Annotated in this window: 17 protein-coding genes and 1 pseudogene; 3 read left to right on the top strand and 15 right to left on the bottom strand. The window is 40.2% G+C overall.

The features are described from left to right. Positions 1–18: 18 nt before the first annotated feature. Complete coding sequence (locus tag AC1DVK_RS11440; RefSeq protein ID WP_284469997.1) at positions 19–1,356, bottom strand: MATE family efflux transporter; 1,338 nt, start codon at positions 1,354–1,356, stop codon at positions 19–21. 530 nt (positions 1,357–1,886) lie between these two features. Here AC1DVK_RS11440 and AC1DVK_RS11435 point away from each other — a divergent pair. After that, positions 1,887–2,054 (top strand): annotated as a pseudogene (locus tag AC1DVK_RS11435) (SDR family oxidoreductase); the annotation flags it as partial. Between the two features lie 90 nt (positions 2,055–2,144). Here AC1DVK_RS11435 and AC1DVK_RS11430 read toward each other — a convergent pair. The 5 genes from AC1DVK_RS11430 to AC1DVK_RS11410 form a co-directional block, all read right to left on the bottom strand. Further along, positions 2,145–2,630, bottom strand: coding sequence for a DedA family protein (locus tag AC1DVK_RS11430; RefSeq protein ID WP_061464436.1), 486 nt, complete (start codon positions 2,628–2,630; stop codon positions 2,145–2,147). 258 nt (positions 2,631–2,888) lie between these two features. Further along, entirely contained in the window at positions 2,889–3,437 is a 549-nt protein-coding gene (gene lepB / locus AC1DVK_RS11425; protein ID WP_089363600.1) for a signal peptidase I, read from the bottom strand. 129 nt (positions 3,438–3,566) lie between these two features. Beyond that, positions 3,567–3,719, bottom strand: coding sequence for a hypothetical protein (locus tag AC1DVK_RS11420; RefSeq protein ID WP_284469996.1), 153 nt, complete (start codon positions 3,717–3,719; stop codon positions 3,567–3,569). A gap of 327 nt (positions 3,720–4,046) precedes the next feature. Further along, the gene (locus AC1DVK_RS11415; protein ID WP_477626521.1) at positions 4,047–5,705 is read right to left on the bottom strand and encodes an immunoglobulin-like domain-containing protein; all 1,659 of its coding nucleotides are present in this window, start codon (positions 5,703–5,705) and stop codon (positions 4,047–4,049) included. A gap of 190 nt (positions 5,706–5,895) precedes the next feature. Then, a complete protein-coding gene (locus AC1DVK_RS11410) occupies positions 5,896–6,306 on the bottom strand; it encodes a DUF4064 domain-containing protein (RefSeq protein ID WP_061464438.1) in 411 nt (136 codons plus the stop codon). Positions 6,307–6,440: 134 nt separating this feature from the next. On the opposite strand from AC1DVK_RS11410, the gene AC1DVK_RS11405 reads away from it, so the two are divergent. Next, positions 6,441–6,623 (top strand): hypothetical protein, encoded by a 183-nt coding sequence (locus AC1DVK_RS11405; protein WP_477626520.1) that lies wholly within the window; start codon positions 6,441–6,443, stop codon positions 6,621–6,623. On the opposite strand, the gene cobA is transcribed toward AC1DVK_RS11405, so the two are convergent. The 6 genes from cobA to AC1DVK_RS11375 all read right to left on the bottom strand — a co-directional run bounded on the left by cobA (position 6,620) and on the right by AC1DVK_RS11375 (position 11,431). Then, complete coding sequence (cobA, locus tag AC1DVK_RS11400) at positions 6,620–8,062, bottom strand: uroporphyrinogen-III C-methyltransferase (RefSeq protein ID WP_477626519.1); 1,443 nt, start codon at positions 8,060–8,062, stop codon at positions 6,620–6,622. The two genes, AC1DVK_RS11405 and cobA, sit on opposite strands and share 4 nt — an antisense overlap. Before the next feature lie 13 nt (positions 8,063–8,075). After that, complete coding sequence (locus AC1DVK_RS11395) at positions 8,076–8,891, bottom strand: uroporphyrinogen-III synthase (RefSeq protein ID WP_061464441.1); 816 nt, start codon at positions 8,889–8,891, stop codon at positions 8,076–8,078. Between the two features lie 180 nt (positions 8,892–9,071). After that, a complete protein-coding gene (locus AC1DVK_RS11390) occupies positions 9,072–9,605 on the bottom strand; it encodes a hypothetical protein (protein ID WP_477626518.1) in 534 nt (177 codons plus the stop codon). Positions 9,606–9,730: 125 nt separating this feature from the next. Continuing rightward, positions 9,731–10,012, bottom strand: coding sequence for a hypothetical protein (locus tag AC1DVK_RS11385; protein WP_477626517.1), 282 nt, complete (start codon positions 10,010–10,012; stop codon positions 9,731–9,733). 178 nt (positions 10,013–10,190) lie between these two features. Continuing rightward, positions 10,191–10,901, bottom strand: coding sequence for a DsbA family oxidoreductase (locus AC1DVK_RS11380; RefSeq protein WP_477626516.1), 711 nt, complete (start codon positions 10,899–10,901; stop codon positions 10,191–10,193). Between the two features lie 74 nt (positions 10,902–10,975). Then, positions 10,976–11,431: an RrF2 family transcriptional regulator gene (locus AC1DVK_RS11375; RefSeq protein WP_089363590.1), complete on the bottom strand. Its 456-nt coding sequence runs from the start codon at positions 11,429–11,431 to the stop codon at positions 10,976–10,978. 73 nt (positions 11,432–11,504) lie between these two features. Here AC1DVK_RS11375 and AC1DVK_RS11370 point away from each other — a divergent pair, with 73 nt between their 5' ends. Next, positions 11,505–11,789, top strand: coding sequence for a hypothetical protein (locus AC1DVK_RS11370; protein WP_477626515.1), 285 nt, complete (start codon positions 11,505–11,507; stop codon positions 11,787–11,789). A 144-nt stretch (positions 11,790–11,933) separates the two neighbouring features. Here the strand turns inward: AC1DVK_RS11370 and AC1DVK_RS11365 are convergent, their stop codons facing one another. The 3 genes from AC1DVK_RS11365 to AC1DVK_RS11355 form a co-directional block, all read right to left on the bottom strand. Further along, the gene (locus AC1DVK_RS11365; protein WP_410863456.1) at positions 11,934–13,100 is read right to left on the bottom strand and encodes an MFS transporter; all 1,167 of its coding nucleotides are present in this window, start codon (positions 13,098–13,100) and stop codon (positions 11,934–11,936) included. Positions 13,101–13,236: 136 nt separating this feature from the next. Continuing rightward, positions 13,237–13,794: a cyclophilin-like fold protein gene (locus AC1DVK_RS11360; RefSeq protein ID WP_477626514.1), complete on the bottom strand. Its 558-nt coding sequence runs from the start codon at positions 13,792–13,794 to the stop codon at positions 13,237–13,239. 146 nt (positions 13,795–13,940) lie between these two features. After that, complete coding sequence (locus AC1DVK_RS11355; RefSeq protein WP_477626513.1) at positions 13,941–14,687, bottom strand: SDR family oxidoreductase; 747 nt, start codon at positions 14,685–14,687, stop codon at positions 13,941–13,943. Positions 14,688–14,885 lie beyond the last annotated feature (198 nt).

Raw genomic sequence — 14,885 nt, 5'->3', positions numbered from 1 at the left:
AAAAAACACCCTCTTTTTTTAAAAAGAAGGTGATTTCACTGGACTCTCTTCATCCATTAACTCCGTTACTTTTCGGTTTAGTCTTGGGATATATAACGCTAAAAATAAGGAACGTCCTAAACTGAATGCCAGAAATGCAAGCCATAATCCATGATTGCCATGCTGGGGGACTGCTGAGAATTGGACAAATAGAAAGGCCAATAGTGCAAGGAGCATCGAGTTTCTTATAGGAACCGCTTCAGTCGCACCGGTAAATACCCCATAGAAAATGAGTCCGATAAAGGCAGTGAAAGGGAATAGGACAATCCAAAGTCCGTATTCATGGGCCAGTTCGATGACACCTGGGATATTCGTGAAAAGGAGTATGACCTTATCGCTAAATAGATAGTATGATATAGCAAGTATGAGCGAGGCATACAAGCCCCACTGCGCAGAAAGTGAGAGAGTTTTTTTATAAAGGTGGATATCTCTCGAACCAATGGCCTTTCCAATTAGAAGACTGGACGCATTCGCGAAGCCATCAAAGCAATAGGCCATCAGGTAATGGATTTGTATGAGTACGGCGTTGGCCGCCAATGTCTCTGTCCCGAAAGTGGCTCCTTTAGCCGTAAAAAGATTGAAAACCGTAATCAGGCAAATGGTCCTGATGAATAAATCCCTGTTGACCACCATCATTTTCTTCAGGGAAGCATGATCGAACCCCTCCCGGAATGAAAAAGCATCCGGTATGATAACCGCTTTCCGAATCACCCACAAGCCCAGGAAAAAAGCGGCAATCTCTGATATCAATGAAGCGGCAGCAACCCCTGATACTGACCATGAAAAGCCATTTACGAAAACCAGGCATAAGATAATATTGATCACGTTCATGAAAACTTGTATGAACAAAGATGTTTTTATCCTGGATTTCCCGATTAACCAGCCTAGGATGACATAGTTCAATAATGCAAAAGGTGCACCCCATATCCGGATGCTGAAGTAATCTGCAGCAAAGGCGGAAACGTCCGATTCCGGACCGATTGCACCTAACGAAACATTCAAAATGGGTTTTTGGATCACGATAAAAAGAAGACCGATAATTGCTGCTATGAAAAAAGGCCGAATCAAAGCCATCAGGCTTTGATTTTCATCCCTCGCTCCCTCCGCTTGTGCTGCAAAGGCAGATGTACTGACACGAAGAAATCCAAAAAGCCAATACATCGTGTTAAAGATAATGGTTCCGACAGCTACCCCGCCTATATAAGCGGGATCACTCAATTTTCCAACAACAGCCGTATCAACCGCACCGAGCAAGGGCGTACTCATCGTCGAAATCGTAAGCGGAATGGCCAAGGAAAGATACATTTTGTTATTCATATTTGAATGATCTCCTTTTTACATAAAATACTTTTTCAGGTCTGAAAAGTTAAAATTGGAATGACGTTATAAAAAATATATTAAAAGTACAAAAATTGAACATGTTGTGCCCCTACCAAAGTGGTCAGGAAATAGAGGACCCTAATGCATGCGCTGCCTCTACAAGGTTACTTATGAATAGTTTCGAATAGAATGGTTAAGCCATTTTGGATATTGACAATCTACGGAGTCAAACTTATCAATCTCAAAAGATTAAAAACGATTGCAACCTGTAGGGGTTATGGGAGGCCCATTAAAATATATCAACTTTCCGGCAATATTTAAGATATACAACTACTTTTTATCCAGTAAGAAGCTTGAACATATATTCATCGTCATAACAACTAATCCGGAGTGATCATGATGGGAAGATTGACTAATAAAAKGGCCATTATCACTGATTGGATAGCGTCTATGGAACTGTACTTGAGGGATCTTCAGACGAAAGCTGGAAAAGGATGAAGGATGACGACACACCCATTACATAAAAATTAGTAGAGTCAAAAGAGTTAGTGAATCAAATGATAAAGGCAACTCCATTACAGCGTTTGGGTCAGCCGGCAGATATTGCAAATGCCGTGCTTTATCTAGCATCCGATGACGCTTCATACGTTACGGGTGCCGAGCTTGTCATCGACGGCGGATACTCTGCTCAATAATAAAAGCTGAAAATGGAAAATCCCGTTTCTGAAATCCAGAAACGGGATTTTCCGATTCAACTTGGTAATTTGACCTATGAGTGTAATAAGTTAAGTTAACACACCAATGAAATAGCCAAAAGTCGTAAATACCAAACACCAGCTGAAAGCCCCTGTACCTGCAAATATAAAGTACTTTCTTTTCCCCATTCCATTCATTCCGGACATGTAACTGGCGAAGTGGCGAACTCCTGGGATGAAATAGGCTATGATAATGGTCCAAGGACCGTATTTATTGAACCAATTCTCTAGTTTTTCCAACCTCGCGGGAGTCATTTTGATCCATTTGCCATGCTTTCTCAAAAAAGGCTTACCCACCTTTTTCCCGATGAAATAACTGACAAGCATCCCGGATATCGATCCAAGGAAACTGACGAGGAATGCCCCCTGGACATTCAAAACGGAGATGGATGACAAATAGCCGACAAAAGTCATCATGAACTCATCAGGTACCGGTAAGCCAATAATCCCAATGGCCAACAGTCCATATATCGCAAAATAACCATAGTTTGATATTAAATCTTTTACTATATCCATCTATAGTACTCCATCTCAGCACCCTTTTAATAAAGTAATCCAATTTCTGATGCGGGCCTGGGTAACGTGATTACTTCTTTTTAATAGGATAACCTAATTTAACCCATATGAGTTGATTTTCATAAAAAAAGAAAAAAAAAGAAGAATGGACACGTTTTTTGTTGAAGGACTTGTATGATAATGGCAGTCAATGTTTCCCCATTACGGTAATGAAAAACGGCAAAAAAAAGCGGACTCGATATCTGAGTCCGCTTCCTCTTATTTCACAATTTTCATTTCCTTGATCGGCCAATACACTAGATTCGCCTTGCCGACAATTTCATCGACGGAAATCGTGCCGATTTCACGGCTATCCAAACTATTTTGGCGATTGTCCCCCATAAGGAACAGTTGGTTATCCGGCACTGTCATGCTGCCTGTTTTATCTTCGAGCTTGAAGGGCTCAGTCAGCGGCAACCCTGCCATCTGTTTCTTATATTTGTCCAAATATGGTTCTTTATAAGCTTTCCCATTAATATAAAGCGTATCGTCTTTATATTCAATATGGTCACCTGGCAGACCGATAACCCTTTTTATATAATCTTTATCTACCGTTGCATGAAAAACAACAATATCAAACCGGTGGATACTATCGATATTCGTTCCAAACTTGTTAAGAACAATTCGTTCGTGGTCTTGCAGAGTCGGCATCATTGACTCACCGTCCACGACAATCGGTGCAAAAATATATGTTCGAATTAAAAAAGCTAGAATGACTGCAATCCCAATCGCTTTTATCCATGAAAAAACTTCTTTTCTTTTTTCCAATTGTAGTCCCTCTCTCTGTTTTTTATTGATGCAATTATATCATAATCCTTGTATGATCACTTCATACAAATACCTACATTTTACGCATTAACAGTAATTCCCAATTCCGCGTTGAATTTTTATACTTTCCTACTCTATTTCCCTGCGCTGCATTTGCGCCGGACAAATCGCATTATATGTACGGACTTTCTCATTAATATCGTCAATTCGTTTCATTAATTCCGATTCAGGTTCATTGATTTTTTTCAATCGAACCAATTCGGGATAGCAGGTAACCGGCATCCTTGGCCTTCGTCAAGAAGTCTTTCATATATATCTCCCGATAGTGCCGACTCCGGAAGCGGTTTCCCAAGGCCAGGATTATTTTTCAGCCAGCCGTCCCTTTCATAATCCTAAAAACCTGATCCATCCCGTTTACATGCCCATAAACAATCTCCCTTCAGATCAATTGTAATTACATCTATTTACAACTATAGCATTTTTATCAATATCCACTCCGCCCTGGAAGATCAAATCACTGAATACCTTCTATTATTTATACCAGCTTTAGCCAAAATCATTCCACTCATCAAAAAAGGATTCCACTATTACCGGAATCCTTTTTTCCATCTATTTAACTGTAATTTTCCTTTTTACCTCTGCCTTGTTCTTCGATTTATCCGTAACCGTGTAAGTCAATGTATAGGTCCCCTTTTTCTTCGTATTCACTGTACCCGTCACTTTGATTTTACTTGTCAAGTTGCCATCCAGGTTATCTTTCGCAGATACACCTGATTTAGGATTGAATGTCGAGTTGTAGGCAATGGTTTTACTTTTGGCACCGGAAATGACCGGCTTGGTGCCGTCTATCGTGATCTTTCTGGTGACTGTCACTGCATTTCCCGATTGATCGGTGACCGTATACTTCAATGTATATGTCCCCTTTTTCTTCGTATTCACTGTACCCGTCACTTTGATTTTACTTGTCAGGTTGCCATCGGCATTGTCCTTGGCACTCACGTCTGTTTTTGGGTTAAATGAAGAATTAAGTTTGATGGTTTTATTCCCAGCACCAAAAATCACAGGCTTGACTTGATCATAAACGGTTATTTTCCTTGTGGCCTTTGCAACATTCCCAGCCTTGTCAGCTACCGTATAAGTCAAATTATAGGTGCCCACTTTCTTGGTATCCACCTTACCGTCCACACGGATGGCACTCGTTAAGTCACCATCTTTATCATCCTTTGCCTTTACGTCGGTTTTAGGATTAAAAGTTGAGTTGAAAGGAATGGATTTACTAGCAGCCCCTGATATCACAGGTTTATTCGTATCCTTGATAGGGACGACAATCGATAGCCTATTGGAGATGTAAGCTGATGAAACATACCCCTTAATCTTTTTGTCCTCCGTTTGTACAGGATACCAGACAAATTTATTTCCCTTAGATTCGTGATAGTCAAATTTCCCTGTGATGATTAAGCTTGTATTGAGCGGCACAGATACTGCACCTGCCGTAGTGCTTATTTCTTTCCTGATATTCGCGCTGGATGTCGTCACCACTTTGTCTCCTGCCTTGAACCAATAAACAGAGTCATGCGTTTGATCTGCCAGTGTGTATTCCAGCTTTTTAAAGGTGATATTTTCAGTGCTCTCCCGGTCATATTGAAAGTCCGATGTTTTAAATGGATAGAATGCCAGTTTAGTGCCATTCAAAAAACTTTGGTTTTCCAATTCGGAAAATACTTTCTCTTGGTAGGCATTCGCATTTCTTTTCCCGTTTTCCTGGTAAAGAGGACTGTTCACCGGTTTTGTCCCATTGTAAGCCATTACTGGGAAATACCAATTTTCAATGACCTTGCGTCCTGCACCCTTGATCTTGGGCAAATCCCTTCTAGAATACATGCCACTCAGTACCTCGACGCCTGCCTCGATATTATAGACTATATCACTTTCCAGCTTTTTCTGGTCATACCCACTTTTATTGGTAAGCTGCATTAGACCGATACCGCCATCGCCGGACTTTATGGGTTGGCCCGCATCATTAAATTGCCTCCAATCCCCGTTTTCCTGCGTAGCCACCGCTTTTACTACTTCAGGGGGGATTTCAGCCACCATTGCCGCATTCGTCAGTAAACAATTAATCTGCTTATGGGAAGGATTTTTCTCCGGTTGGATTTCACCAAAAGCTGAACAGACTTTGGTTACTCCTGACTCCGCAAGAGCCTGTCCATTGAACAAACCGAATGTTAAACAGGTCATTATTCCAACTTTCATTAAAGGTATCTTCATTGATCGAACTCCAGTCTATTAATATTTAACTTTATAATAATAGTAACATGATAGACTGGTGATTGCAGGTACAAAAAGGTATATTCCCCTAAAATATCCACTATTTTTCCAGTTCAGAATAAAAGGAGCTGACCCGCATCTTCGGGTCAGCTCCTTTGTTTCAAATTACAAAACTATGTATAGTGTTGGATCATCCGATCACTTCCACCGTTTCCCTTGGTTTCCTTACAAGGCACATGATTCCCGGCACGATGAAGAAGATAAGCGGCCATACATGAAAGACCGTCAGAATGCCCGTAATGACCATTAAGATTCCGGCTCCCTTCGCTTTGCCGCCTTTTAATAGAAAGATAGCGATCAAGCCGCCTGCCAATGCAATAAACAGCGATATGACCCCCGCCCATAATAAGCCCATGAACAACTTGATTGACATATCCACCTCAGATGTAGAAAACTCGGAATCTGTCATTAATGAGTAGTCCATCATTTCCGTCAAATCGATACTGTTGAGATAAACTGCCGCTATAATCGTCACGATTAAAGAAATCGCAGCGATACTCACGCCTATGATACTTAATACGAATTCCCATGTGCGTTTCATTTGCTTCGCCTCCCTAGAAAAGTCACTTATATATGATACCCAATTTGGGAAGAAATAAAAGACTTTTATTCCTTCCTCCACGAAATCTCGTGAGCGCCCATTGGGTATCATCCTTTTCCTGATGCATAGTAAAAGTGCCAGTGCTTAGCTCTTTTGAAAAAAGAACAGGCAGTATGGCAAAATTAAATATTAATATGATGATTGCAGCTAACCAACGCCCTATTTACGAAAAATACCCAAAGGAAAAGCATATCATTAACACCAGTTTTTTGGGTAAAAAAAGGAAAAAGACTCTGCTTTTTTTCAGAGTCTATTAAACATTCCTATTCACGATCAACGCCACCAATTCTTCGACAGACGGCTCTTTTGGCATCATATCTTGTGCAAATCCATAGTCTTCAAGTCTTTTGCCGGTGCTTTTCCCGATTACCCCGATGGAGGCTTGATTTAGCAGCGCTTCAATATCCACGTCTGCCTTGTTCCCGTATTCCATCAGCATATCCACTGAATGCTGATTCGAAAAAAGTACCGTATCGACTTCTTTCCCGTCCAGCATTCCTGGAAGGATTTCAAGGAATCTTTCATCAACAAATTTATCGATGGATTGAAAATAAGCTTCTGCCCCATATTCCGAATTTTGTTCCTGTTCCCTATCCCCAATAACCAACAGTGTCCCAGTTTCCACCATCTCGGATTTGAGCTTGGCAATCAGTCCGCGTTGTTGTAAAACCTTCTTCGATTTCCTCGATAATACATAAAGTTCCGAAGAAATCCGGCGGTAATCAATGGCATATTCAGCTAGTAAATCTAAGAACCCATGGACACTTTCGGGTGAAGTGAAGAGAATTCGATCATACAAAAGAAACGAGAGCAGCTGACTTTCTTCAATTTTCACTTTTGCCGCATTCCATTTAGGAAACTCAATGATATCACCGCCAAGTTCATGCAGGGCTTCTGCCAATGAACTCTTTGCCGTCCCGGTCCGGGCCACTAAAAATCGTTGTCCATAAAGAGGCTTGTTTTCGAACCATTGCAGTTTGCCCCTTAGTGAAATGATATCTCCTATCAAGGTGACCGCCGGATTGCCAAGCGACCTTTCACATACCCTTTCGACGATATCGTCCAAGGTCCCCTCGACCGTTTCCTGTCTTCCATAAGTGCCCCATTGAATGACGAGTGCCGGCGTATTCCCTGGCTTTCCATGATTGATCAAATTTTCGCGGATATAAGGAAGGTTGGCCACACCCATATAAAAGGCAACCGTATCCATACTATTCACAAGCCCATTCCAATCTATATCCTTCTTCGTTTGGTCATGGGCCGTAACCATCGCAAAGGAACATCCATAATCCCGATGCGTGACGGGAACTCCTGCGTACATGGATGCGGCAATGCCAGACGTAACCCCCGGAATGACTTCGAATGGGATCCCCTGTTCTTTCAACGATCCCGCTTCCTCCCCGACTCTTCCAAAGACGGCAGGATCACCGCCCTTCAAACGGACGACCCGATGCCCTGCCATTGCTTTGGACACAAGCAGCTCATTTATCTCCCCTTGGCTGATACCATTCGTATAAGGTGTCTTACCACAATATATCAACTCACAATCAAGAGTGGCAGCCTCCAATAGTTTGGGATTTAGCAATCTGTCATATAAAATGACATCCGCTTTTTCGATCGCCTTTTGTCCTTTTACGGTAATCAGGCCCACATCACCCGGACCTGCCCCCACAAAATAGACTTTGCCCTTGTTCATGCCGCACTCACCCTTATCTGCTTGCAATGCCCTGATAATATTTCACCAGCTCCACCATTGCACTGCCCATCCGTTGATCTTCTGGATATATGACCCGCTTGATTCCTTCATCTATTACCACTTGTGCCGTTACTTTTCCGACAGCAAGAGCAATCACATCGGATTTAAACCAGTCGATTATTTTATCTTCCACACCTTGTTCACGGGCAAATTTCATCAAATTACGAGGCTGAGGTGCGCTCGTGAACACGACAGAATCTACCTTCCCTCCAAGAATTTCTTCGATCAGCTGACGCATCGTTTCTTTTTCGGGCGGTATATGTTCGTATGGAAGGATTTCTTTATGTTCCACTTTTTGCTCATCCAGCCAATTCATCAAAAGAGGCGCTGGATCGCCGTGAAGCTGCAAAGCGACCATTACATCTCCGGACAGATGGCCTTCCAGATTTCGAACGAGCCCTGCCGTACTGCCATCATCATCACGGATTAATGGCTGCAAGCCGAGTTTTTTCAGCATATTCACTGTTTTATAGCCCCTAGCCGCAATTTTCATGGACTGCAAAGCTTCTATGAAACGATCTCCCGCTTCCATCTTCAATGCCGTTTTATATAATAGTTCCGTCCCCACTCCCGTCGTCAGGATGATCCAATCGAACTCTCCTGCCATCAAACGGGTGACATCCTCTTCCAAATGGGAATCATCAAGGAATACCGTCCCCTGTGCTGGACGAACGAGCGGGACTCCCCCAAGATTATCAACGATTTTACTAAGTTCTTCCGTCTTCCTCGCTCCCAATAAAGCAATGGTCCTGCCATTAAGCTTACTCATCCATGCCCCTCCTATATGTACATTCATTTTTGAAACCTCTAATCCATCTCAACCATTATACAAATTTTCAGTCTTTGAAACTATAAAAAACAAAAGTATCTGCGCCTTTTTCTTTCTTTTATCCTTTATTAAATTATAGTTTAGCAGCACTTTGCAGAAAGCAGCATTACCCTTGAACTTTCATTTCCTGAAGTATAAATGCATTAAATTGAATTCATTTTCACCATCACACGTAATGGTATGTATGGCATCCGACTTAATGAATGCTTCACCATCAAGCTCCCCCACTTCGTTCACCATTGAAATTACAAATATATCATCTTCCAGGTTTTTAATAAAACCCTGCACATCACCATATCCCGCATTAAAAAGTTCAACTGAAACCATGAAGTTATTTTCATGTGCAAAATCCAGAAAACTCAAAAGTAAATCTTCATTTCCATCAACGAATTCAATATGATTTTGTTTTTTTTCCATATATAATCTCTTGATTTTCTTAATGTATTTCGTATTGACATTGATTTGGTGAATGCTTTCAAGATAAAGTAAACTGTATCCATCATACAGCCCGGTTGAAGTAATATTAGCTGCCACTACAAACGCATCTGACACTTTTAGTATCTTAGCCACACCGAATTTCCTTAAATCATTTGCATCCGAGTATAATTCGACAAGCTCTTCTCTTTCAGAAATTTTAAGCAATTGTTTTTTCATCTTTCAATTCCCTTTCTCCGAAATTATTTATAAGCCCAAATTCTTCATTAAATTTAAATTCTCTCCTTTTAACATTCCTTCCAAGTAAAAAAAAGACTGCCACCAGGACAGCCAGTTTCCATTTATCAATTCTTGTGCACGGCCCTTTGGGCAATTTGCTCATGTTCTTTTTTCACAAAAACATCATATTGAGTAGTTTTATGGCGATTTTGAAAATCCTGGGAACCTAAATTCATAGGCGTTTTCGTTTTGAATTGTATACCCTCGTTTTCCAATTTCGCTATCACCTTAAAATAATTATCATTTCCAAATGCCGTATAGATACAAGTCCAGTATTTATAGGAAGTTATTTTGACAGTTAATACACATGCAATCACGACGACTAGTATTCCAATTATGATATACACCTTTTTAGCTCCTTTTTATTTCGGACCTTCGGAAAGGACATCCATTACACTATATTCTTTGCCATATTCACTATTTCCTTTTTTAGACTGAACTTCACTTCAATTCTTAAGGGGATTCCATATTAGACCAAAATAAAAAAGAGACCCCAATTTCGGGTCTCCGTCTTCATAAACAGCATTATTTTTCCGGCACGTTACAAGAACCGTCCGTACAAGCATCGCTTGTTGCTGGATCATTCACCATTTGCAGCGGATTTTCCTCAGCCCATATTTTTTTCAGCGTATCCAGGAACGCTTCCGTTGGCTGTGCGCCGGAGATGCCATACTTGCGGTTAATGACAAAGAATGGAACGCCTGTAATTCCAAGCTGGCTTCCTTCCTGCTCATCGCCCCTTACTTCCGCCGTGAATGCCGTTCCTGCCAGCATGGCTTCTGCCTCAGACTTATCAAGGCCAGCCTCTTCAGCTAAATTAACCAATATAGCATGATCGCCAATATGCTTGCCTTCGGTAAAGTATGCTTTGAACAGGAGCTCGTTCATTTCATTCTCTTTACCTTTTGATTCAGCAAAATGCATCAAGCGGTGTGCATCGAAAGAATTCGTTAAAACCACTTTGTCCAAATGATATTCGAGACCCAATTCTTTAGCCTGCTGTGTCAGGTTTTGATTGTTCGCTTCCACATCCGCGTGAGACATGCCGTATTTCTTGGCCAGCATTTCATTTTGAGACATATTGATATCCCGCTCAGCCTCTGGGTTCAACTCAAAACTGCGAAATGAAACCTCTACCTGAGCTTTATTTTCAAATTGTTTCAAAGCCTCTTCGAATCGACGCTTCCCTATATAACAAAACGGACATTGATAATCCGACCAAATTTCCACCTTCATGTAAATACCCCCTCATTTTAAATGCAATCACATTAAGCACATTATATAATCTTGGGTATCCTCTTGCAAGGATATTACCCTAGACACTCATTTTCAAAATTGGCCAAATCGACTTTTTTCATGAATTCTTCTAATGTATAGCCCTTTAATAAGCGCAATGTTTCCTTTTCGGCCTCATTCATGATTTCCTCCAAAGCCGTATCCAGCTGCTTCCCTACTTCACCGCATTCGCTCGTTTCCATACAAACTAGACATTCCGGCCGTACCGCTTGATACACATCGGCCAAAGTAAGCTGAGAGGCAGCCACCTTCAAGCTATATCCGCCTTCCCGTCCTTCCTTTGTTTCGACGATCCCCGCCGCTGCAAGCTGAGCCATCACCCTTCGTAAAAAAGTGGCATGTGATTTAACCTTTAAGGCGATTACGGAACTTGTAAGGAGCTTTTCGCTTTGTGCGAGCCAAACCAGAGAGTGAATGGCAATAGCAAACCGCGGCGGTCCAATTTGATTATTTCGATTACCTGATGACATGCTTATCCCCCTTACACCCCTATCCATAGTAAGCCCATTATACTATGTTACGTTCTCCCGAACAAATGGACCCTTGGACTTAATCGATTCACAAACATATAGGCTAAATGGTAAATCTGTATCACAGGAGATCTTCCCTGAAGGAAAAATACCCCTTTTTACTCGTCATACTTGGCGCAATACTGTCATCTTTAGTTTTAGCGCCCTGCTATTGGCACCCGCTTTATTCATAATGGATATCAGCTTGATCGGCACAACGGGCGGGATGCTGTCAGCCTATGAAATATCGGATAAGATCACCTTAGATATTGCCTTAAATTCGCTACATAAATTAAAACCAATCATTCGCATTTTATGAAAGACGGATTTATTCGGAATCTAAAAAAGATGCCGCCTGCAAAATAAAGACAGCATCTCCTTCAACTTTTTTTAATGTCCTTTACAAAGGGGGCAATTCAGACATACCTAGCCTTTTTATAAAGGATGTTTAATTAATTCCTTATCAAGAAATTTGGTTTGTAGGACTATACATATAGTTTCTTAGTAAAATAAATACCAACCCTAATATTAACGATAATAATCCCACTAATACGACGTATTGTGTACCTAATTCTGAAATAAATAATCCACCTGCAGCTGTACCAATTGTTGTTCCTAAGTTAACGGATGATAAAAATAATCCATTAGCGAAATCAGGAGCTTCTGGAGCTGCAGACGTAATCCAATATTGATTAATATTAGTTCCTATACCAGCCAATATTCCCCAAATTAAAGTAATGATAGCCATAGGAAAAGTAAACTGTCCTAAAAAGAATAATATGATATAAACGGCTCCCAATGCAAAAGGAAAAGATACTACAGATTTGATGGCATCTTTAGTAAGTAACTTCCCTGCCACAATGTTTCCAATAATATTTGCCCCTCCGAATATGACTAACATTAAACTAATCGATTTCCCGGAGGTATTCGTAACGGTTTTAAGATACTCAGCAAGATAACTATACACCCCAAATACGGCTGAATTTAGTAAAATGACAGCAACAATGGAAAGCCAAGTAATTGGTTTTTTTAATACCGATAATTGAGCTCCGTAAGAAAGTCTTTCTTTAACAGGCATAGAAGGGAAAAATGCTAATGTAGCCACAAATACTATAACGTTCACTATGGCAAAAAATGCCATTGATATTTGAAATGAAACTGTGCTGGCAAGAAAACTTGCGATAGGTACACCAAGTACCATTCCCGCAGATACTCCAATAAAAACTTTTGAAACAGCTTTTGGAGCTTCTTCTTTACGAACTGAGTTAGTAGCCAATGTAAAAGCTGCTGAAAAATAGATTGGATGAAAAATGGCTGGTATCACACGCGCAATTATTGCAATGGCAAAGTTAGATGTAAATATAGAGACAATGTTACCTAGAATGAAAATTCCAAGTACAAGTAACATTGCCTTCTTGCGATTTATCCCCGAAAATAATAACGGCATGGTTGGACCAGACATTGAAACAGTAAGTGCGAAGAGACTCACCAGCCACCCGGCCTTAGATACACTGATATGAAAGTGATCAGCAATGTAGGGTAATATCCCTATAACCCCCATTTCAGTATTTATGATGCCGAAAGCCCCTATCATCAATATATATATAAGTAAATTATTTCGTTTAAGCAAAAAGCAACTCCTATCTTCAATTATTTACAATTAGGCAGAAACGTTTCTCCACCTTCTTATGCAGGTTCAGGCATTGTATCAAAACAAACTACTGAGATCTTAATTCACCATATCCTCCCTTCCGATCATCCTCTTTTTAATCAAGTTTTTCGATTGTAACTTTAAAATCGTCATGTATGCTTTTAAGTTTTTCTACTCCAGATTCGATCTTACCTAATTTGATCAATCCATTTGAAAGCCCATGATCCCCATAAAATAAAGTAATATTTCCCCAAGGGGAAAAATAAGCAAAGTCTCCAACTGAAGGGTCACTGCCAGATGGTGCGTCTTTAGTAGTTAATCTTTGGTCTAGGACACTAATTTTTTCGATATTCGCATAATCTTTAAAAGTAACTGTTAATGGCAGTTGGTCAAAAAAATCTCTACTTGTTGGATTATCGTACAATTTCACAATTACTTTTTCGTTATTACATGTCAATTTCACTCTAACGTCTTGCATATTAATAAGACCCTCATTATCTTCACTATTCTGATTGTCCGTTTTATCAGTTTTAACTACATTATTAGTACTTGAATTAGTATTTACATTATCATTGCCCTTGATGTTTTTTTCATTATTACTACTGCCACAAGCTGTTAGAAACGTTGAAGTAGCCAATATAGATAAAAGAGTCCATTTATACCCTTTTCCCATCAATATGCCCTCCTGATTTTTATTCATAATTGCTTGGAAACTAACATAAATGAACAGGGATTATCCTAAAGACTGTTATTAGTAAAAAATTGCCCCCAACAAGCTAAGAGGCAGTTTTTTAATCATTTCGTTAATGGTAACTTCCATTAGATAACTTGTTTCGTTGGGCGAATCAAGATTTCGCTTACCGCAACCGTTTCAGGTGTGCTAATCGCATAAGCCACTGCATCTGCAATATCGCTTGATTTCAAAGAAAAACCTTCTCCTGAATCCATAAGATTCTTTACCCATTCTTGATCTTCAGGAGTATTAATTGTTGTATAAAGTTCAGTACTTACAGCACCTGGTGAAACAATAGTTGACCGAATATTATTTTCTCTTTCTTCCTGGCGCAGTCCCTCCATAATCGCTCTAACTGCAAACTTTGTACCGCAGTATACGGCAGATCCCGGGTAAACAACATGACCAGCTACGGAATCAGTTGAAATAATATGACCGGACTGTTGCTTTTTCATAATGGGTAATACAGCAGCCATTCCATTTAAAACACCCATAATGTTAATGTCTAGCATTTGACGCCATTCATCAAAGCGTGTTTCCGAAAGTGGYGCAGTTGGCATGACTCCAGCATTGTTGTAGAGCACATCTACACGGCCATATTTTTCGACCGCCAAATCTATAACTGCTTGAACTTCCTCTTTTTTTGATACATCTGCAACAGCATAAGAAATTTCAGCATTTGGTATTGATTCAACTAGAGCTTTCAAGCGATCTTCACGACGAGCCGCAATCACTAATTTCGCTCCTTCTTGTGCAAGTTTCTTGGTCGTTGCTTCACCAATCCCACTGGATGCACCCATAATAATAACAACTTTATCTTGAATATTAGACATAATTAATAACTCCCTTTCTTATGTGTATTGAAAAACTATAATAGTGGATATTTACTTCGTTTAACAAAGAAAATCACCATTTGTTGATTAATCAACATCCGTTTATCATTATAAATAGAAACAGGATTCACTCACAATGGTTAAATGAACGCGATTTGTTGATTATTGAACAAACCATATAAAAATGTTGATTATCTT

Source organism: Peribacillus sp. P4_B1, from assembly GCF_056402395.1.
Note: the sequence above shows the minus strand (reverse complement) of the source record. Positions and strands in the feature narration are given on the sequence as shown.